Source organism: Nocardia sp. NPDC102475 (assembly GCF_055584605.1).
On sequence record NZ_JBVJLS010000001.1, the window covers coordinates 624,111 to 642,993 of the forward strand.

Consider the following 18,883-nt stretch of genomic DNA (forward strand, 5'->3'; position numbering starts at 1 on the left):
TGCCCCTGATGTCGAGGGGGATACTGGGGGTATGGACCGTGACCCGCTTGATATGGACATGGGCGACGACGACCAGGAAGACGAGATCCGCGCATACCGGCGAAATGTCGAGGATCCGCCCGATGACCTGCGCATTCGCTATCACGAAAGTGAGGATGACGGTCGTCTCGGCATCGGCGATGAACTCGATCAGGAGTGGACCCGTCATCGTAAGGCCGCCGAACTCGCCGAGGAGGACGAGCGCCCCGCCGAGGTCGCCGCGATGGAGATCGTCGACGATACCGACCTATAGCCCGCTCCCCGCCGACAGGAGAGTTCGATGAGCACGCCGCAGCAGGGACCCGAGCGAGGCGATAGGTCGCCCGAGAAACCGGTCGGCGAATCCGAGCCGCTCGAATCCTCGCAACCCGTCGAACCCGCGCAGACACCGGACCAGCGGGCGGCTGCCGAAACCGCGCCTGATCTCACCGTACAACCGCAGCCGTCGAGTGACCCCGTGCAACCGGAACCGTGGAATGACAATGCCGCGGCACGGTACGACCAGGACCAGCCCGGCACCGTCTATCCGCCGATCAACGACGCCACACCGGGTACCCCAGACGGTGGCAATCCCCCCTATACCCCGCGGCCGTACACCACGCCGGGACCGCGCTCGGGTTCGCAGACCCTGTCGATCATCGGCTTCGTCTGTGCGGGCATCTCATTGCTGTTCTGCCCCTACCTATTCGGCCCGGTCGGCATCATTCTCGGCATCATCGGCCACAAAAAGGGCGAGTCCCTCGGCAAATGGGCCGCCTTCGTATCCGCCATTTCCCTGGTCATCGGGCTCATCCTGATCTATGCCGTCTTCAGCGGCAGCATGATCCCGGACTCCGACTGACCGTGCGCTGGACTGGGTAGGGCTAGCGTGGTCGGCATGAGTCGATTCGGTGGGTTTCCACTCGCGGGGCTGGACTTTTACGAGGATTTGGAAGCCGATAACTCGAAGGCCTTCTGGACCGCGCACAAGGACGTCTACGAGCAGTCGGTCAAGGCGCCGATGGTCGCGCTGACCGCGGAGTTGGAGGCGGACTTCGGGGCCGCCAAGATCTTCCGGCCGTACCGGGACGTGCGCTTCTCCAAGGACAAGGTGCCCTACAAGACGGCGCAGGGCGCGGTGGTCAGCGTTGCGCCGGGTACGGGCTGGTATGTGCAGATCAGCGCGGCCGGACTCTTCGTCGGCGGCGGGTTCTATGCGGGCTCGCCCGCGCAGATCGCCCAGTTGCGCACAACCATCGATGACGAGGTCCGCGGCCCGGAGCTGCAGGCCATCCTGGCGAAGCTCACCAAGGCCGGATTCACCATCGGCGGCGAGCAGCTCAAGACCAAGCCGAAGGGGTATGACGCCGACCATCCGCGCATCGATCTGCTGCGGCACAAATCGCTGACCTGCAGTAAGGAATACGGCGCACCGGCATGGTTGGACAAACCCCGCGCCGCGAAGGAGGTCCGCACCGCCTGGGAGACGATGCGGCCCTTCATCGATTGGCTGGGCGCGGTGGTCAGTGGTGCGCCCGCTCGGACCTAACGGCGAGCGGCGAGGACGAGGGCGAAGCGGTCGTCCGGATCGGTCCAGACCTGTTCGGTATCGAATCCCGCTGCGGCCAGTTCGGCGTCCAATCCGTCGATTCGGAATTTGGCCGAGATTTCGGTGCGCATCTGCTCGCCACGCGCGAACTGGACAGTGAGGTCCAGTTCGCGGACCTGCACGGTCATATCTTCGGTGGCCTCCAGTCGCATTTCGATCCACTCTTGTTCGGTATCCCAAGTGGCGACGTGGGCGAACTTGTCGGGCTCGAAGTCGGCGTCGAGGCGACTGTTCAAGACATGCAAGACATTTCGGTTGAATTCGGCGGTGACACCGGCAGCGTCGTCGTAGGCGGGAACCAGCACGGCGGGGTCGATCACCAGGCCCGCGCCGAGCAGCAGCTGCTCTCCCGGCTCCAGCACCTCGTGGATGCTGGACAGGAATTCGGCCCGTTCGGCGGGGACCAGATTGCCGATGGTGCCCCCGAGGAAGGCGATCATGCGGCGGCCGCCGCGCGGCAGATTGTGCAGGGTGTCGGTGAAATCGCTGACCACGCCGTGCACCGCGAGGCCCGGGAACTCGGTAGCGATCTGCGCGGCGGCCGCCCGCAGCGCCGAGGACGAGACGTCCTGCGGAACATAGGTTTTCAGCGGTCCCTCGGCGGTCAACGCGGATAGCAGCAGCCGCGTCTTGGCGGCCGAACCCGAGCCGAGTTCAACCAGGACCTCCGCCTGCGCGGTGCGGGCGATCTCCCCGACTACCCGCTCCAGCAGCGCGCGTTCGGTGCGGGTCGGGTAGTACTCGGGCAGTTCGGTGATCTGCTCGAACAGTTCACTGCCTCGGGCGTCGTAGAACCACTTGGGTGGCAGCCACTTCGGGTCCGCGGTGAGGCCGAGCCCGGCATCCGCGCGCAACGCCGAGGTGAGGTCTTCATCGGATAGGTGGATCTCCAGCGTGGGTGCGGTCATAGGAGCGAGCCTTTCGTGCTTGGAACGTCTAATAGCGGTGTGACGGACAGCGCGCCTGGGCGGGCGCTGACCAGCTGGCGATCCGGAATCGGCTGCCAGCGCGGGTCGTCGTCGAAGGGCTCCGAGGACAGGATGGCGAAATCATCAGTGACCAGGGCGGATAGCGAGTGGTAGACGGTGGTCGCCCACAGCTGCCTGCCATCACCGAGCAGGAAATTCAGGCGGGCGCCCGGGGATCGGTCCAGTACGGCCGAGACCAGCAGACTCAATGCCGCAGGTGCCGCCGCCCACGAACCGTCGGGAGTGCCGGTCGAGAGCAGACTGCGCAGGATCACCCAGAGCGTCGCCGCATCGGTCGCGGATTCGGCCTCCAGCAACTGCACCGGCTCGAACAGCGGCCCCGCGCCCAGTTCGGTTGCGGTGGAGCCGAATTCCGCGGCGACCGCGCTGAGAGCCCGGCGCCAATCGGGCACCATGCCGTTATGGCTGAACGCCCACCGACCGTGCGTGAACGGTGCACAGGCATTCCGCTCGACCGGCATTCCAACGGTCGCCGAGCGAACCGCCGCCAATACCGCCCACGACTCCAGTTGCGGCAGAACCTCTTCCACTGCCGGATCGGTCCAGATGGGCGCCGAGTTGCGATACCGGCTGACGGTCACGCCGTCGTCGTCACGCCACCAGGCCACCCCGAACCCATCCGCATTGATAGTCCCGCCCCCGCGCATATCCTTGGGCGCCCACGCCTGGGTCCGCAGGGAATGCGAACCGAGCGTCAACATGTCGCCCACGCGCACCGGCGGACCGACGTAACCGAGTTGACGGCACATCAGCGCCGCCCTTCCGCCATCGATACCCTCACTCGCCCTCGCCTTTTCGCAGGTCGCGGGCCAGGCGGAAGCCGGAGAAGATCTGGCGGCGGACGGGGTGGTCCCAGTTGCGGAAGGTCCCGCGGCACGCGACCGGATCGGTGCCGAAGGAGCCGCCCCGCAGGACTCGGTAGTCGCCGCCGAAGAACACATCGGAGTATTCGGCGTACGGGAAGGCGCGGAAGCCCGGATAAGCCTCGAAACCCGATGCGGTCCACTCCCATACATCGCCGATGAGCTGATGCACACCGGCCGGGGAAGCACCGGCCGGATATGCGCCGACCTCAGCGGGTTCCAGGTGCCGCTGGCCGAGATTCGCGGTGGTGGAATCGGGTTCGGCATCACCCCACGGATAGCGGCGGGACGTGCCGGTCTCCGGATCGAAGCGCGCCGCCTTCTCCCATTCGGCCTCGGTGGGCAGACGCTTGCCGGCCCAGGCGGCATACGCCTCGGCCTCGAACCAGCAGACGTGCACCACCGGCTGCTGCGGACGCACCGGCGTCATCGCGCCGAATCCCCGGCGCCACCAGTGCCCGGCCGGATCGCACTCCCAGAACTGCGGCGCCACCAGGCCCGCCTCCTGCTGGTGCGCCCATCCGTGTTCGGACCACAGCTCGGGCCGCTCGTAGCCGCCGTCGGCAATGAAGGCCTGGTACTGCGCGTTGGTGATCGGTGCGATGTCGATGGCGAACGCGGGCACGTGCACCGGATGCGCCGGACGCTCATTGTCCAGTGCCCATGGGTCGGTCGAGGTGCCCATGACGAATTCGCCTGCGGGAATGACGACTTCGCCACCGACCGGAGCAGCCGCCGCCGGTGCGGCCGGCGCGGACAGCACCGTCGGGCCGGTGCGCAATTGATGGGTGGCGAGCATGGTTTCGTCGTGCTGCTGCTCGTGCTGGGCGATCATGCCGAATGCGAAGCCACCGTCGACCAGTGGATCACCGTGTAAAGCGCTGGTTTCCAACACATCCCACACCTTGTCGCGCACGGTGCCGACATAGCCACGGGCCTGGGTGGGGTCGAGCAGCGGCAGTTCGGGACGATTGGCGCGAGCATGTTTGAAGGCGTCGTACAGCTCGTCGATATCGGCGCGCACCGCTTCACGGCGGCCGACATCGCGCACCAGCCAGAGCTCTTCCTGATTGCCGATATGGGCGAGATCCCAGACGAGCGGGCTCATCAGTCGCGAATGCTGGGCGACCAGCTCTGCTTCATCGAGGGTGGTGAGGCCGATGGTGCGATCCCTTGCGCGGGTGAGCACTTCGGCGATCCGGTCACGCAATTGTTCGGTGCCGGAATTATCCGTTGCGGGGTACTGAATGGTCACGATGGGTATCTCCCGAACTCGTTCTAGTCGGCTACTCGAGCTGCGGCGCCGCGAGTCACGGATGGTCCTCGGGCTGATCCGCACTGCGCGAAACGAGTTGACCGGTCGGGGTGCGACCGCTGCGACATCGTTCGGCGGCGGATTCGATCTCGCGGGCCGCCGCCGGACTCGCCGCATGTGCCGCGGCCAGGGTCAGCAACTCGACCGCAACGCCACGGATCTCCGGATCGGCCAACCCCCAGCGCGCCGCGTCGAGCCAGCGGCCCGCGAGTGGCGCGGCGAGGGCCGTCGCCTCGGCGACAACCGACGGAGACGACAGCAGGGCGTCGAAGATATGGATCGGTACGGTCCAGTCGTTATCGGGTTGGGCGTCGAGATAGCGGACCTCGAGATGTCCGGAGGCCCGTACCGGCGGGAACAGCGTGGTCAGGTGATAGTCGAGATCGCCGACATCGGGCCGCCGGCCGATCTCGTCGTCCAGCGCACCGGACAACCAGTCCGCAAAGGTCGCCTCCGGCGGCGCTGACCAGCCGATATCGCCGCCGTTGCCGGATACGCCAGCGGGGCGGCGAACGCACAGCAGCGGGACATCCAGGGCCCAGCGCGCGTAGTAGGCGATCGGATCCGGCCAGGACTCCACCGCGGGACGGGTGCGCGCGTGGTCGAGACGCAACCAGGTCCGCATGCGCTGGGATGCCCAGGCACCCGCTGGTGCCCCATGTAATTCGGGCGAGCAGGCGAAGGCGGCGAGTAGCGCGGGACCGATCGTGTACAGCGCATTCCACCGTGCGGTGACCTCGGCGCGGTCCGCACCGGCATCGACGCTGACCTGAGTCGCGGCGGTATTGCACATCATCAATTTGCCGAAGGGGCCGATACCGCTGAAGGACTGCTCCATGGCGCGATAGCGCGGTAACCGCAGGACCCGTTTCGGGCGGCGATCCGCATCGGCGGCGGCGGAGACGGTGCGGATGGATCGGGATTCGAGTAGATCCCGCAGCATCCGAGCATCGGCGTGCAAACCCTCGCACAACTGCGCGGCAGCGGCGAACGGGGCACTGGAGAGTTCGATCTGACCGCCGGGTTCGATGGTGACCCGGCTACCCCCTGGCAGCGGAAGTGCCGGTGAATCGGGGGCGATGGACCGCGGTGTATACGGTCCGAGTGCATCTGCGAGTGCAGCCAGTTGCGGGCGGGGGGCGGACGACGGGCCGGACGACGAACACTCACCCTGCACGGTGAGCCATTCCAGTTCGGCGCCGATGAGCGTCGGTGGCCCCAGCTTGAAACAGATTTTTTCGAGATAGGCCTCGACCGCGGCCCGTGAGGACAGTTCGCCGTGTTCCAGCGCGATGACCCGCGCCGGGTGTTCGAGCGTGACCGCCATGACAACCTCCACGATGTGAATGTGCAGCGACCCAAACCAGGGTAGCGATGGGCACCGACAAGAAATGTGACAAGAATCTGAATTCGTGGTCATGCACAGCGAGGGACTCGCGCACGGTGGCCCGGACCTGCGTCGACTCGTGCGACGGCCCAATGCCCCGATTTCGGCGATACTGTCGAGGCCATGCTCGACGAGAATCGCGTACGCGCCGACATACCGGCCTACGGCGCCGGATCCGATCTGGTCTTCCTCGACAGCGCGGGCTCCTCGTTACCACCCCGAGTCGTCGTCGATACCGTTGTGGCACATCTGCGACGCGAAGCCGAAGTCGGCGGCTACCGCGCGGCGAACGAGCGACTCGACGATCTCGCCGCGGTGAAAACCGATATCGGCCGACTCGTCAACGCCGATCCGACCGGCATCGCGCTCAGCGATAGCGCGACCCGCGCGTGGGCCGACTTCTTCTATTCGGTCCCACTCGCGCCCGGCGATCGCATCCTCATCTCCGGCGCCGACTATGCGAGCAATGCCATTGCGGCGCTGCAGCGGGCCAAGGCGACAGGCGCGGTGGTCGAACAGATTCCCAGCGACGGCAGCGGCCAGATCGACCTCGACGCCCTTGCCGACATGGTCGACGAACGGGTCAGGCTGGTGTCGGTGTTGCACGCCCCGACCAATGGCGGTCTGGTCAACCCGGCCGCCGACGCCACCCGGATCGCGCATTCGGTCGGCGCGCTGGTACTGCTCGATGCCTGCCAGTCGGCCGGACAGCTGCCGATCGATGTGTCCGAACTCGATGTCGACGCGCTCTCGGTCACCGGCCGCAAATGGCTGCGCGGGCCGCGCGGCACCGGATTCCTTTATGTGCGACCGGAATTGGCCGCGTCGATGGAACCGCAGCGGCTGGATCTGCACAGTGCGCAGTGGACCGGACCGCAGGAGTACGCCCTGGTGCCCGATGCGAGTCGCTTCGAATTCTGGGAATGCGATGTGGCGGCGCGACTCGGTCTCGGTGCGGCCGTGCGATATCTGCTCGAGCTGGGGCCCGAGGACGTCTACGACGCGATCGCGGTCCGCGCGGAGCATCTGCGCAAATCGCTGCCGGAAATCGACGGGGTCACGGTGCGCGACATCGGGATTCGGCACAGCGGCATCGTTTCGTTCACCGTCGACGGGAAATCCGCCGTCGAGGTGCGCGACCGCCTTGCGGCGCAGAATATTACGGTGACGGCAAGCCATGCCAGCTCTACGCTGCTGGATATGACCGCCCGCGGCCTGGATTCGGTGGTGCGTGCCTCGCCGCACTGCTTCGTGAGTTTCGAGGAGCTGGACCGGTTCGTCGGCGCGGTCGCGGCGCTCTGATGTCACCTCGCGAACTGGTCGTACTCGGCACCGCGAGTCAGGTTCCGACCAGGCAGCGCAACCACAATGGGTATCTGCTGCGCTGGGGTGAGGAGGGCATCCTCTTCGATCCGGGCGAGGGCACCCAGCGGCAGATGACGTATGCGGGCGTATCGGTCACCGATATCACCCGGATCGCGGTGACGCATTTCCACGGCGACCACTGCCTCGGACTACCCGGCATCATCCAGCGGATCAATCTGGACAAGGTCGCCCATCCGGTCGATGTGTACTACCCCGCCTCGGGTGAGGCGTTCTTCGATCGCCTGAGCAATGCGAGCTCGTTCTATCGCACCGTCGAGCTCCGGGCGCATCCGATCGCCGATCCGGGTGCGCTGGACGCGCCTGGTGCGCCGTTCGTCCTCGAGGCGGTCGCTTTATCGCATCCGGTCGACACGTTCGGCTACCGGCTCACCGAACCGAGCGGTGTGCGCATCCTGCCGGAGCGGCTCGCCGTATTCGGCCTGCACGGCCCGGCGGTCGGACAACTGCAGCGCACGGGCAGTATCGAATTCGACGGGCGCACAATCACGCTGGCCGATGTCAGCGAGCCGAGGCCGGGCCAGAGCTTCGCATTCGTGATGGACACCCGCCTGTGCCCGGGCGTGCTGTCCCTCGCCTCGGGCGTGGACATGCTGGTGATCGAGGCGACCTTCCTGGACGTCGATGCGCAGCTCGCCCAGGAATACGGCCACCTGACCGCGGGCCAAGCCGCCCGAGTCGCCGCCGAAGCCGGCGTGCGCACCCTGGTCCTGACCCACTTCTCCCAGCGTTACCGCGACCTCGACGCCCACCTCGCCGAGGCGGCCCTGCACTTCACGGGCGAGACAGTCATCGCCACCGATTTAGCGAGAATCCCTCTCCCGCCGCGACATTGAGCTCGAGCGTCTTTGTCGAGCGTAGTCGAATGGTCGTTTGGGGTAGGGTTTTCAGCAGCCATTCGACTGCGCTCGATGATGGTCGGCGCGTCAGGTCAGGTGCAGCTGGATTGTGTGGGCTACCAGGGTACGGAGATCGGCGGCGGGGGCCACTAGGCGGAGGCTGCGGTTGGCCTGGAGGGCGGCGATGCCGTGGAGGTTCGTCCACAGGTTGATCGCGGGGTTGTCGGAATTCGGGGCGGCGGCCTCGACGAGAGCTGCGAAGCGCTCGAACAACGGCAGGGTGATCGCGCGTAGATTCTCGCCGGACCCCTCGAGCAGGTCGTGGCGGAACATCAGGGTGAACATCTCGGGGCGCTCCCCCGCGAATTCGACGTATTCGGCGGCCATGACCTGCAGCCGCTCGCGCGGCGTGGTCACCCCCGCCGCCGCCTGCGCGAACCGCTCGATGAGATCGGCGAAACCACGCGCGGCGATGGCGGCCAGGAGCGCGCGGTGTGTCGGAAAGTGCCTGCGCGGCGCACCGTGGGAGACCCCGGCCGCGCGAGTGATCGCACGCAGACCCAGCTGGGCCGCGCCGACCTCCTCGAGCATGTCGACCCCGGTGCCGACCAGTCGTTCCCGCAACGGCTCGCTCGCACCCATAGAGACATTGTCTACCGCGGTCATCGATTTCCTCCTGGTCGACTGCGTCACAGAGGACGAAATACCCTTTCAACAATCATAGACACTGTCTACACTCATGCGGTAGACAGTGTCTACGGCAACTTTCTCGGAGGCTCATGTGTGGTACCGGTTGTTCAAGTACGTTCTGGTCGGCCCCCTGCTGCGGCTGCTCGGCCGCCCCGAGGTGGAAGGGCTGCGGCACGTACCCCGCACCGGACCGGTAATCATCGCGGCCAACCATGTCGCGATGCTCGACTCGATGTATCTCGCGCTGGCCCTGCCGCGCCGGGTCACCTTCCTGGCCAAGCAGGAGTACTTCACCGGGACCGGACTCAAGGGCCGGTTCCAACGCTGGTTCTTCACCGTCGCGGGTCAGGTCCCGGTGAACCGCACCGGCGGCACCGCCGCGGCGGACGCACTGACCGCCGCAACGAAAATCCTGGAATCCGGCGACGTCTGGGCCATCCATCCGGAGGGCACCCGTTCCCCGGACGGCTGCATCTACCGCGGCCGCACCGGCGCACTGCGCGTCGCCATGGCCACCGGCGCTCCGGTCATCCCGGCCGTGTTGTCGGGCACCGACAAGGTGAATCCGCGCGGCCACCGGCTGCCGCGCTTCGGCAAGGTGCGCATCAGTTTCGGCACGCCGCGCTACTACCCGCAGCCCACCCCGACCCACCCGGCGCCGGACACCTGCGAGGTCCGCGCCGCGACCGACGAACTGATGCGGGAATTGGCCACCCGATCCGGCCGGCACTACGTCGATCGCTACGCGGCAACTTTCTCGAATCGCCCATAACGCCACCGCGACACGGGCGTGTCCTCGGAATGGTTAACGCGGGGACGAATTGGCGGGATAGTTGGGGAGCAGGCCGGTTCACCCATGTCCGGCCACCGCATCGGGGTGACAAGGGAGTTGGACTTTGAGCAGGTTCACCGACGAGATGTACGCAACGGCACAAACCTCGAGTCGCGGATTGGTGACCGGGGAGCCCAGCGCGCCGTTTCGGCAGACCTGGGGTGAGATCCATCGAATCGCACGACGGATGGCGGGCGGACTCGCCGAAGCCGGCATCAGGCACGGTGACGCGGTGGGCGTGCTGGCCGGGATGCCGGTCGATATCGCACCGGCCTGTCAGGGCATCTGGATGCGCGGCGCGTCGATCACCATGTTGCACCAGCCGACGCCGCGCACGGATCTGGTGGTCTGGGCCCGCGATACCGAGACCGTGCTGTCGATGATCGAGGCGCGCGCGGTGGTACTCGGCGCGCCCTTCGAGGCCGCCGAACCACTGCTGCGCGAGCGCGGCATCACCGTGGTGCGCATCGATCAGCTGCGCGAGTGCCCGGAGACCGATCCGGTGCCGACCGTCGAGACCGATATCGCATTGCAGCAGTTGACATCCGGTTCGACCGGATCGCCGAAGGCGGTGCGGATCACGCACGGGAACTTCTATACCAACGCCTACGCCATGTTCGATCGGGTGAAGTTCCAGCTCGACGAGGACGTGATGATCAGCTGGCTGCCCCTGTTCCACGATATGGGGATGGTCGGATTCCTCAGCGTCCCCATGCAATTCGGCGCCGAAGTGGTCTGTGTGACGCCGATCGACTTCCTGATGCGTCCACTGCTGTGGGCCGAGTTGATCGACAAGTACCGCGGTACCGTCACCGCGGCACCGAATTTCGCGTACTCACTGCTGGCTCGCCGGCTCAAGCAGGCCGAGGACGGCGCCTACGATCTCAGCAGCGTCCGATACATGTGGAACGGCGCCGAACCCGTCGATCCGGACACCATGGAGAACCTCGCCGCGGCCGGCAAACGCTTCCGGCTCAATCCGATGGCGCTCACCCCGGTCTACGGCATGGCCGAAACCACACTGGCCGTATCGGTTCCGGATCCCGGACACGGACAGGTCCTCGACATCATCGATGCCGATCTGCTCGAGGCGCTGGGCAAGGCCGTACCGGCCCACGATCACCACGGCAATGTCCGCCGCATGCCCACGCTCGGCTATCTGGTCGACAATCTCGAGGGTCGGGTCGTCGATGCGGAACGCCAGCCGCTGCCGACGCGTTCCGTCGGCGTGATCGAACTTCGCGGTCCTGCGGTCACTTCCGGCTATGTCACGGTCAACGGGTTCCGCCCGGCACAGGATGCGGACGGCTGGCTCGATACCGGCGATATCGGCTACTTCACCGATGAGGGCCTGATCGTGGTGTGCGGCCGGATCAAGGACGTCATCATCATGGGCGGTCGCAATATCTACCCGACCGATATCGAGCGTGCGGCCATGCGCGTGGCGGGGGTGCGTCCCGGCAATGCCGTCGCGGTCCGCCTGGACGCGGGTGAGAAACGCGAAAGCTTCGCCGTCGTGGTGGAAAGCAACGACCACCAGAATGCCGATGAGGTCAAGCGCATCGAACGCGAAATCGTGCACGCGGTGTTCTCCGAGGTCGGCGCCCGTCCGCGCACCGTGGCAGTGCTCGGCCCCGGCGCCCTCCCGAAAACCTCCTCGGGCAAGCTGCGCCGCTCCGCCACCGCGATCCATCTGCGCTGAGCCGCAGTCGAACTCGGCCTAGTGCAGTTGGTTCTGGGCCGGTTCGAGCCCGACGCGCAGTAGCAGTTCGACCGCGTCCGCGGCCTGTTCGACGATCACCGGCACTTCCTTGCGCTCCACCGACGAAAACGGTTTGAGCACATAGTCCGCCGGGTCCTGGCGACCCGGCGGGCGGCCGATGCCGATGCGGGTGCGCAAATAGTCCTTGGTGGTCAGGGCACTGGAGACCGAACGCAATCCGTTGTGCCCGCCCTCACCGCCGCCGCGCTTGAGCCGGACCTGACCGAACGGCAGATCCAATTCGTCGTGCACGACGATCACCTCGGTCGGCGGCACCGAGAAGAATTTCGCCAGCGCCGCGACCGAGCGCCCGGACAGATTCATGAACGAGCGCGGCTTGGCGATCAATACCTGACGCCCGTCCAGCCTGGCCTGCAATAGATCCGCACCGGACTTCTTGTGCACAGCAAAACGGCCGCCGACGCGCTGCGCGAGCACGTCGGCGACCAGAAAGCCGATATTGTGCCGGGTGCGCTCGTACTCCGAACCTGGGTTGCCAAGTCCGACCACGAGCGCGGGCCCGGTCGAGGATTCGGTCATTCGGATAACCGATCCGGGGAGTTCTTACTCGGCGCTCTCGGCGGCGGCCTCGGCTGCGGCAGCGGCGGCTTCCTCGGTCTCCTGTGCGGAGGCCGGGGCGGCGATGATGTTGACGATCAGCGCCTCCGGGTCACCGGCCAGGGTGACGCCCTTCGGCAGTTCGATCGCACCGGCGGTGATCTGGGTGCCCGCCGCGACGCCCTCGATCGAGACCTCGATGGCCTCCGGGATGTTCAGCGCGTCGGCCTCGATGGACAGCGTGGTGGTGTCCTGGGTGACCAGGGTGCCCGCGCCGGCCTCACCGGTCAGCGTGACGTTCACATCGGCGGTGACCTTCTCGCCGCGCTTGACGATCAGCAGGTCGGCGTGCTCGATGTAGCGGCGAATCGGGTGCACCACAACGGATTTGGTCAGCGCGAGCTGCTTCTTGCCGTCGATGACGAGGTTCAGCACCGCATTGGTGCCGTGCTCGCGCAGGATGGCGGCGAAGGCCTGAGCGTTGAGCGAGAGGTGCTGCGGGTCGGCGGCGTGGCCGTACAGCACGGCGGGAACGTTGCCCGCGCGACGGGTACGGCGGGCGGCGCCCTTGCCGAACTCCGTGCGGACGGCGGCTTCGAGAAGGTTGGCGTCGGACATGACTGGATCTACTCCCTACGGCTCTTCCGGGCTGTCAACAGTGCGCCAGGGACTGTTTCCCCCCTGGCAAATGGTTGGTCTACTCGTCGGGCGAAGACCGAACGAGGACGGCCGAGAGCCGAGCCGCGTCGATCACGGTGAACGCATTACGTCTGCGGTCACCCTCGCCGAGACAACCCGAACACCATAGCGCAAGTGTTTATATCCAGCTGAATCGGGTGGTCGGACTGGCCGGATTGTCGTCACCCCGGTCGCGTACGCTGGAGCGGTTGCCGATCGGCCGTCTGAAAGGTTGTTGCAGTTGACCGCCTCCACTGAGGGTGTCGTCACGCCCGCCCCGCGTGGGTTGCCCGCCGAGGTCGCCCGGCGACGCACATTCGCGGTGATCTCCCACCCCGACGCGGGCAAGTCGACGCTCACCGAGGCGCTGGCGTTGCACGCCAGGATGATCTCCGAGGCGGGCGCCATCCACGGCAAGGCCGGACGCAAGTCCACCGTGTCGGACTGGATGGAGATGGAGAAGGCGCGCGGCATCTCGGTGAGTTCGACCGCGCTGCAGTTCAACTACCGCGCCGCGGGCTCCGATATCGATAACGTCATCAACCTGGTCGACACCCCCGGCCACTCGGATTTCTCCGAGGACACCTACCGTGTGCTCACCGCCGTCGACGCCGCCGTCATGCTCATCGACGCCGCCAAAGGTCTCGAGCCGCAGACGCTGAAGCTGTTCCAAGTGTGTCGCCACCGCGGCATCCCGGTCGTCACCGTGATCAATAAGTGGGACCGTCCGGGACGCGCGCCGCTGGAACTGCTCGACGAGATCAGCGAGCGGATCGGCCTCACCCCGACGCCGCTGTTCCTGCCGGTCGGCATCGCCGGCGACTTCCGCGGTCTGCTACGCCGCGGCCCCGAGGGCGCGGCCGTCGAATACATCCACTTCACTCGGACCGCGGGTGGCGCGACCATCGCGCCGGAGGAATCGATAGATCCGGAATCGGCCGAGACCCGCGAGGGTGAGGCGTGGACGACCGCCGCCGAGGAGAGCGAACTGCTCTCGGCCACCGGGCAGGACCACGATCAGGAAATGTTCCTGGCCGGGCAGACCTCCCCCGTCATCTACGCCTCGGCGATGCTGAATTTCGGTGTGCGGCAACTGCTGGAGACGCTGGTCGCGCTGGCGCCCGCGCCCGGCTCGCGCGCCGATATCGGCGGCACGCCGCGCAACACCACCGATCCGTTCAGCGCGGTCGTATTCAAGGTGCAGGCCGGAATGGATGCGGCACACCGGGATCGGCTCGCCTTCATGCGGATCGTCTCCGGCGAATTCGAGCGCGGGATGGTCGTCACGCACGCGCAGACCGGTCGGCCGTTCGCGACCAAATACGCGCTCACCGTTTTCGGACGGGAACGCTCGACTGTCGACACCGCCTACCCGGGTGACGTGGTCGGCCTCGTGAATGCCACCGCGCTGGCGCCGGGGCACACGCTGTTCGTGGACAAAAAGGTGGAGTTCCCGCCGATCCCGTCCTTCGCGCCGGAGCATTTCGCGGTGCTGCGGGCGCGGAGTGCGGGTAAATACAAGCAGTTCCGCAAGGCCATCGACCAGCTCGATTCCGAAGGCGTGGTGCAGGTGCTGCGCAATGACGCGCGCGGCGATGCCTCACCCGTGCTCGCGGCGGTCGGTCCGATGCAGTTCGAGGTGGTCACCGCGCGGATGCTCGCGGAGTTCAATGTCGAGACGCATATGGAGCACCTGCCCTACACGCTGGCCCGGCGCACCGACGCCGAATCGATGGACGAACTCGATCGGCAGCGCGGGGTCGAGGTGTTCACCCGCTCCGACGGGGCGCTGTTGGCGCTGTTCAGCGATAAGTGGCGGTTGCAGTACATCGAGAAGGAGCATCCGAAGCTCACGCTCGAGCCGCTGGTCGCGGCGGCGGATTAGGGATTGCCGTTCACCCGGCCTCGGGTTCCGTAGCCTCCGGCGCGGACTCCCGCCGCAGCGGGGTGGCGCCGGGCTCGCGCTCGACCGACGCGATGCCGTCCTCGCGTGTGATCAGCCCCCATCGACTCGATGTCAGGCGCAGGCTCGGCAGATCGCTGAGCGAGAGCACCACCTCATAGGTGCGCTCGTATCCGGTATGCGCGATGCGCCAGCGACCGTCATTGCAGCGGACGTAGCGATCGGTGTAGAACGCCGCGCCGCGCAACAGCATGTTGTGCGCCGGTATCAGCACGGTATCAGCGAGATACCAAGTGCCGGTAGCGTTATCGCCGTCGACATCGATCTCCGGATGGTCGCATCGGTGCTCGGTGATGACGTGCGGACCGAGGGTGTTGCGCATGAACGCCAGGAACGCATCCCGCGACTCGAACTGCAGGTATTCGCTGTAGGTGGCGGTCGCCTCCGGGATCATGGTGTCCGCGAATTCATCCCACGACTTGGTGTCGAGGGTGCGCAGATACCTGAACTTCAGGCGACTGATCGCTGACACAGCATCCTGGTCCATAACTCAACAATCCCATTCGAAGTCGCCGCGCTACAGAGATTGGGAGATTTGTATCAGATTGCTATCACTTCGAGCCGAAACCGGCGGTCTACCGGGCGGGTCAGTTTCCGATGGTGAAGCAGGTGTTGCAGAAATCGCTGCCGAATTCGGTCAGCCGCAGACTCTTGCGCACGATCTTGGGGGCGCGCCCGGCCTTCTTCAGCGCTGCCTCGACCACCGGCTGCACCTCGAGCACCATGTAGCGGCTGAGCACCACCGGGTCATCGGAAACCTGGGTCAGGCCGAGACGGTTGAGGTTGATCAGATAGGTGCGGGCACGGTCCGGATAACGGACACCGGCCTGCTCCGGAACCGAGGTGAGATCACCGGTTACCAACTCCGAGCCGATGCCGAGCGGACGGTTGGTGCGCACATCGACCGTCGGCTGCGGACCGTTCAATGCCATGAACCGCAGAATGCGTGCCTCATCCGGAGCCAACTCGTCGAGGATCCGGTCATAGGCGGGGTGCACGTCATCGGTGAAGTAGACATCGGCCGAGCGGGCGAGCAGCGCATCGCCGCGGCGACGCAACTCTTCGCTACTGGCCGAGTGCAGCGGCGCGCCGATGCCGATCGGCGCCGGCTGCGGCGTGCCATTGGAAGTCGGTACGTAGCTGACGATTTCGCGCACCGACCCCTCGGTGACGCCGAGCGCGCTACGCGCGATGGAGCGCAACGCATTACCGGTGCGCTCGGCGATATCCGCAGACGACTCACCGTCGAGCGCAGCCTGGGTGATCTCCTTGGTCACCTCATAGGTCGTCTCGACGGCCCACTGACTGCCGCGCACCACGGTGCCCGCCGCGAGCCCCGCCGCTCGGAACACACCGCGAATCAGCCGCGCCTCGTTGCTGATCTGCCGCTGTTCGACATCCGAGCTGCGCTCCACCGAGCGGGAACCGGCCCGGGCTATGTCCTGTCCGGTCCTGTCGTCTGTCACGTTCTCTCCGATGTATTGCCAAGTGAACGAATACGCCCACAGATTATTGCCCGCCAGCCTTCCAGGTATGCCTTACCCCGAGCCGAGTGGGCCAGCAAACACGCCGACCCCTGCTGTCGGACGCGTGATTGTCGCCATTGTCTCCGCCCCCGGTTGACACTACGACATTCTGGACACACAGTGTGACTGATGTCTCAGACAATCCGCTGTGGCCCGGGACACTCGCCATGGACCGGCGTCTCGACCTCACAGTAGGGTCCGTCTGCCGACTGGGTGCTAGTTTGGGTTGCCGGTGAGGCGGCGGTCACCGGTATATCGGCAGGAGGGTGTCGTGTTGGAGAGTGTTTTCGGGGTGCACCCGACGGTCCTCCTGGAGTTAGTGACTATCCCGCTTTTCACTGGCATCATCGGATACATCACCAACTGGACCGGCATCCTGATGCTGTTCAAGCCGGTTGCCTTCCACGGTATTCGTTTACCCGGATTGCGCGCACTGTTTCCCTTCCTGCCCAAGCGAATTCAGGTGCTGCCGCTGCTGAGTTACGACGGCCGAATCGGCTGGCAGGGCATTGTGCCCTCGCGCGCGGACAAAATGGCGAGCATCGCGGTCGACAAGGGGCTGGCGAAACTCGGTAGCGTCGCCGACTTCTATCGCGAGCTGGAGCCGGACAAGCTCGCCGAACATCTCGCCACTATCGCCGACGCGCAGATCAAGGACATAGTCGAAGAAATCCTGCGCCGCGAACATCCGCAACTCTGGTACAACCTGCCGACCGGGGTGCGCGAGATGATTCACGCGCGGGTCCGCCAGCAGTTGCCCGATATTCTGCGCGAGCTGACCGAGGAATTGGGCGCCAATATCGATCAGCTGCTCGACGTCAAGCAGATGGTCATCCGTTATTTCCAGGCGCGTCCGCATCTGCTCAACACTCTTTTCCAGGTGCTCGGCGCCAAGGAACTGCGGTTCATGCAGAACTTCGGCTTCTACTTCGGCGCACCGATGGGTGTGGTGCTGGTCGCCGTTTTGCATGTGACCGGCTGGTCGTCGCTGGTAGTGCTGCCGATCGGCGGTGTCATCATCGGCTGGGTGGTCAACTGGATCGGCCTGAATATGATCTTCGCGCCCGCGTACCCGAAGTGGTGGTGCCCGTGGCGGCAGGGTCTGCTGATCAAGCGGCAGCTCGAAATCACCGACGGCTATGCGGAATTGGTTTCCAGTCAGGTGATGACCGTCGCCAACATCGGTGACGAGTTGCTGAACGGCCCGCGCTCGGACCGGACCATGCAGATGCTCGAGGACACGCTGCGCCCGGCCGCGGACCGGGCGCTCGGACCGGCGCGGCCGGCGGTGAAGTTCATGCTCGGCAGCCGGGAGTACGACTCGCTGCAGTCGACGCTGACCACCGAGGCGATGACCATCGCGCCGATCGCCTTCGCGGATCCGGACTTCAATATCCAGCAGGGTAGGCAGATCAACGACTACATCGCCAAACAGATGTCGGCGCTATCGCCCCCCGACTTCGTGGATATGCTGCGAGCGGCCATCAAACAGGACGAATGGCTCCTTTTTCTGCATGGCGGCGTGTTGGGGCTCTTCGCCGGATACGCTCACATCCTGATCTTCGGAACGGGAGTGGCGACAACATGGCTATGACGGAAGCTGGCGACGACGATCTGCGGGCCGCCGGGCAGGGCTCCGAGCGAACCGAGCAGTCCGAAGTGGCCGAAACCCCAAGATCTTCCGAGTCGTCGACATCCGGGCAATCGACGGAGATCGCGCGCCTGCCCGTTGGCGCGGTCGAGCCGAAGCGGCAGGTCAGCTCGGTGCGTAAGACCGTTCGCGCGACCACCGGGGTCGCCAGGGTCGCGGTGAGCGCGGCAGCCGAGGTGACCGCGTGGGGCATCGACACCGCCCTCGGCGTCGGGGCCACCGTGGTGCGCGGCAGTATCGCGGGAACTCCCCCGCGCGAGGTACTCGCCGAGGCGGAGGCCGAGGTTCGTGACGCGGTGCGGCGCGCGTTGCGGCTGCCCGCGACGCCCGAACAACCCACGACCGATGCCGTCCCCACATTGCGCGAGCAGGGGGCCGCGCTGCTGCGGCTGTCGGCGAGCACGCAGGGCGAACACCACGAAACCCACCCGGCCTTCGCGCGCATGCTCGAGGAGCTGACCCCCGATGAGGCGCGCATCCTGCGTTTCCTGCACATCGACGGCCCGCAGCCCTCGATCGATATCCGCGCCGGCCGACCGCGCGGCATCGGTGTCGAGCGAATCATCTCCGGACTCAACCTGATCGGTGAGCACGCGGGCCTGCGCTTCCCCAACCGGATCCAGCAGTACCTGCCGAACCTGCGCCGCCTCGGACTGATCGAATTCGTCAAGGAACCGGTGGGCAATCCGAACCGCTACCAGCTCCTCGAAGCCCAACCGCCGGTCCGAGAAGTGTTGAAGCGCTCCGGTTTCGGCACGAAGGTGTACTACCGCAGCATCGCCCTCACCGGCTTCGGCTCCGACTTCGTACAAACCTGCCT

19 protein-coding genes are annotated in these 18,883 nt (G+C 66.1%); 10 read left to right on the plus strand and 9 right to left on the minus strand.

Translation table 11 applies throughout. The features are described 5' to 3' along the window. The first annotated feature begins 31 nt into the window (after positions 1 to 31). Genes ACZ60G_RS02885 through ACZ60G_RS02895 form a run of 3 tightly spaced genes read left to right on the plus strand, consistent with a single transcriptional unit; the run spans position 32 to position 1,567 of the window. On the plus strand, positions 32 to 292 hold the full coding sequence (locus ACZ60G_RS02885) for a hypothetical protein (protein ID WP_387293371.1): 261 nt from the start codon (positions 32 to 34) through the stop codon (positions 290 to 292). A 27-nt stretch (positions 293 to 319) separates the two neighbouring features. Beyond that, the gene (locus ACZ60G_RS02890; protein ID WP_465806670.1) at positions 320 to 880 is read left to right on the plus strand and encodes a hypothetical protein; all 561 of its coding nucleotides are present in this window, start codon (positions 320 to 322) and stop codon (positions 878 to 880) included. 36 nt (positions 881 to 916) lie between these two features. Next, a complete protein-coding gene (locus tag ACZ60G_RS02895; RefSeq protein ID WP_465806672.1) occupies positions 917 to 1,567 on the plus strand; it encodes a DUF2461 domain-containing protein in 651 nt (216 codons plus the stop codon). On the opposite strand, the gene egtD is transcribed toward ACZ60G_RS02895, so the two are convergent. From egtD to egtA, 4 genes are read right to left on the minus strand one after another with little or no spacing between them, the layout of a single operon-like run. Beyond that, positions 1,564 to 2,535, minus strand: coding sequence for an L-histidine N(alpha)-methyltransferase (gene egtD, locus ACZ60G_RS02900; protein WP_465806673.1), 972 nt, complete (start codon positions 2,533 to 2,535; stop codon positions 1,564 to 1,566). The two genes, ACZ60G_RS02895 and egtD, sit on opposite strands and share 4 nt — an antisense overlap. Next, positions 2,532 to 3,365, minus strand: a complete 834-nt coding sequence (egtC, locus tag ACZ60G_RS02905; RefSeq protein WP_465806674.1) for an ergothioneine biosynthesis protein EgtC — start codon at positions 3,363 to 3,365, stop codon at positions 2,532 to 2,534. The genes egtD and egtC overlap by 4 nt, the downstream gene beginning before the upstream one ends. A 28-nt stretch (positions 3,366 to 3,393) precedes the next feature. After that, positions 3,394 to 4,734, minus strand: coding sequence for an ergothioneine biosynthesis protein EgtB (egtB, locus tag ACZ60G_RS02910; protein WP_465806675.1), 1,341 nt, complete (start codon positions 4,732 to 4,734; stop codon positions 3,394 to 3,396). A gap of 55 nt (positions 4,735 to 4,789) precedes the next feature. Beyond that, entirely contained in the window at positions 4,790 to 6,121 is a 1,332-nt protein-coding gene (gene egtA / locus ACZ60G_RS02915) for an ergothioneine biosynthesis glutamate--cysteine ligase EgtA (RefSeq protein WP_465806677.1), read from the minus strand. A gap of 183 nt (positions 6,122 to 6,304) precedes the next feature. Here egtA and ACZ60G_RS02920 point away from each other — a divergent pair, with 183 nt between their 5' ends. Then, a complete protein-coding gene (locus tag ACZ60G_RS02920; RefSeq protein ID WP_465806678.1) occupies positions 6,305 to 7,483 on the plus strand; it encodes an aminotransferase class V-fold PLP-dependent enzyme in 1,179 nt (392 codons plus the stop codon). Further along, entirely contained in the window at positions 7,483 to 8,400 is a 918-nt protein-coding gene (locus tag ACZ60G_RS02925; protein ID WP_465806680.1) for a ribonuclease Z, read from the plus strand. The genes ACZ60G_RS02920 and ACZ60G_RS02925 overlap by 1 nt, the downstream gene beginning before the upstream one ends. A gap of 90 nt (positions 8,401 to 8,490) precedes the next feature. Here ACZ60G_RS02925 and ACZ60G_RS02930 read toward each other — a convergent pair whose 3' ends face one another. Then, on the minus strand, positions 8,491 to 9,069 hold the full coding sequence (locus tag ACZ60G_RS02930; RefSeq protein ID WP_465806681.1) for a TetR/AcrR family transcriptional regulator: 579 nt from the start codon (positions 9,067 to 9,069) through the stop codon (positions 8,491 to 8,493). Between the two features lie 115 nt (positions 9,070 to 9,184). On the opposite strand from ACZ60G_RS02930, the gene ACZ60G_RS02935 reads away from it, so the two are divergent. Next, positions 9,185 to 9,865: a lysophospholipid acyltransferase family protein gene (locus tag ACZ60G_RS02935; RefSeq protein WP_465806768.1), complete on the plus strand. Its 681-nt coding sequence runs from the start codon at positions 9,185 to 9,187 to the stop codon at positions 9,863 to 9,865. 124 nt (positions 9,866 to 9,989) lie between these two features. After that, positions 9,990 to 11,627 (plus strand): fatty acyl-AMP ligase, encoded by a 1,638-nt coding sequence (locus tag ACZ60G_RS02940; protein WP_465806682.1) that lies wholly within the window; start codon positions 9,990 to 9,992, stop codon positions 11,625 to 11,627. Positions 11,628 to 11,645: 18 nt separating this feature from the next. Here ACZ60G_RS02940 and pth read toward each other — a convergent pair whose 3' ends face one another. Further along, on the minus strand, positions 11,646 to 12,227 hold the full coding sequence (gene pth / locus ACZ60G_RS02945) for an aminoacyl-tRNA hydrolase (protein WP_387293381.1): 582 nt from the start codon (positions 12,225 to 12,227) through the stop codon (positions 11,646 to 11,648). Between the two features lie 24 nt (positions 12,228 to 12,251). Next, on the minus strand, positions 12,252 to 12,863 hold the full coding sequence (locus ACZ60G_RS02950; RefSeq protein ID WP_465806684.1) for a 50S ribosomal protein L25/general stress protein Ctc: 612 nt from the start codon (positions 12,861 to 12,863) through the stop codon (positions 12,252 to 12,254). A 301-nt stretch (positions 12,864 to 13,164) separates the two neighbouring features. Here ACZ60G_RS02950 and ACZ60G_RS02955 point away from each other — a divergent pair, with 301 nt between their 5' ends. After that, positions 13,165 to 14,808, plus strand: coding sequence for a peptide chain release factor 3 (locus ACZ60G_RS02955; protein ID WP_465806686.1), 1,644 nt, complete (start codon positions 13,165 to 13,167; stop codon positions 14,806 to 14,808). A 10-nt stretch (positions 14,809 to 14,818) separates the two neighbouring features. On the opposite strand, the gene ACZ60G_RS02960 is transcribed toward ACZ60G_RS02955, so the two are convergent. Both ACZ60G_RS02960 and ACZ60G_RS02965 read right to left on the minus strand, forming a co-directional pair. Further along, entirely contained in the window at positions 14,819 to 15,373 is a 555-nt protein-coding gene (locus tag ACZ60G_RS02960; RefSeq protein WP_465806688.1) for a nuclear transport factor 2 family protein, read from the minus strand. 100 nt (positions 15,374 to 15,473) lie between these two features. Beyond that, complete coding sequence (locus ACZ60G_RS02965; protein ID WP_465806690.1) at positions 15,474 to 16,352, minus strand: Abi-alpha family protein; 879 nt, start codon at positions 16,350 to 16,352, stop codon at positions 15,474 to 15,476. Between the two features lie 331 nt (positions 16,353 to 16,683). Here ACZ60G_RS02965 and ACZ60G_RS02970 point away from each other — a divergent pair, with 331 nt between their 5' ends. Both ACZ60G_RS02970 and ACZ60G_RS02975 read left to right on the plus strand, forming a co-directional pair. Beyond that, the gene (locus ACZ60G_RS02970) at positions 16,684 to 18,006 is read left to right on the plus strand and encodes a DUF445 domain-containing protein (protein ID WP_465806692.1); all 1,323 of its coding nucleotides are present in this window, start codon (positions 16,684 to 16,686) and stop codon (positions 18,004 to 18,006) included. Beyond that, the coding region (locus ACZ60G_RS02975; protein WP_465806694.1) for an Abi-alpha family protein at positions 18,003 to 18,883 on the plus strand (881 nt) is incomplete at its 3' end. The genes ACZ60G_RS02970 and ACZ60G_RS02975, both read left to right, overlap by 4 nt.

Bases quoted from the DNA above. Each gene is read 5' to 3' on its own strand.
- ACZ60G_RS02925 (WP_465806680.1), top strand. From the start codon at position 7,483: ATGTCACCTCGCGAACTGGTCGTACTCGGCACCGCGAGTCAGGTTCCG.
- ACZ60G_RS02920 (WP_465806678.1), top strand. From the start codon at position 6,305: ATGCTCGACGAGAATCGCGTACGCGCCGACATACCGGCCTACGGCGCC.
- egtC (WP_465806674.1), bottom strand. From the start codon at position 3,365: ATGTGCCGTCAACTCGGTTACGTCGGTCCGCCGGTGCGCGTGGGCGAC.
- ACZ60G_RS02960 (WP_465806688.1), bottom strand. From the start codon at position 15,373: ATGGACCAGGATGCTGTGTCAGCGATCAGTCGCCTGAAGTTCAGGTAT.
- ACZ60G_RS02885 (WP_387293371.1), top strand. From the start codon at position 32: ATGGACCGTGACCCGCTTGATATGGACATGGGCGACGACGACCAGGAA.
- pth (WP_387293381.1), bottom strand. From the start codon at position 12,227: ATGACCGAATCCTCGACCGGGCCCGCGCTCGTGGTCGGACTTGGCAAC.
- ACZ60G_RS02930 (WP_465806681.1), bottom strand. From the start codon at position 9,069: ATGACCGCGGTAGACAATGTCTCTATGGGTGCGAGCGAGCCGTTGCGG.
- egtA (WP_465806677.1), bottom strand. From the start codon at position 6,121: ATGGCGGTCACGCTCGAACACCCGGCGCGGGTCATCGCGCTGGAACAC.
- egtD (WP_465806673.1), bottom strand. From the start codon at position 2,535: ATGACCGCACCCACGCTGGAGATCCACCTATCCGATGAAGACCTCACC.
- ACZ60G_RS02950 (WP_465806684.1), bottom strand. From the start codon at position 12,863: ATGTCCGACGCCAACCTTCTCGAAGCCGCCGTCCGCACGGAGTTCGGC.
- ACZ60G_RS02890 (WP_465806670.1), top strand. From the start codon at position 320: ATGAGCACGCCGCAGCAGGGACCCGAGCGAGGCGATAGGTCGCCCGAG.
- ACZ60G_RS02895 (WP_465806672.1), top strand. From the start codon at position 917: ATGAGTCGATTCGGTGGGTTTCCACTCGCGGGGCTGGACTTTTACGAG.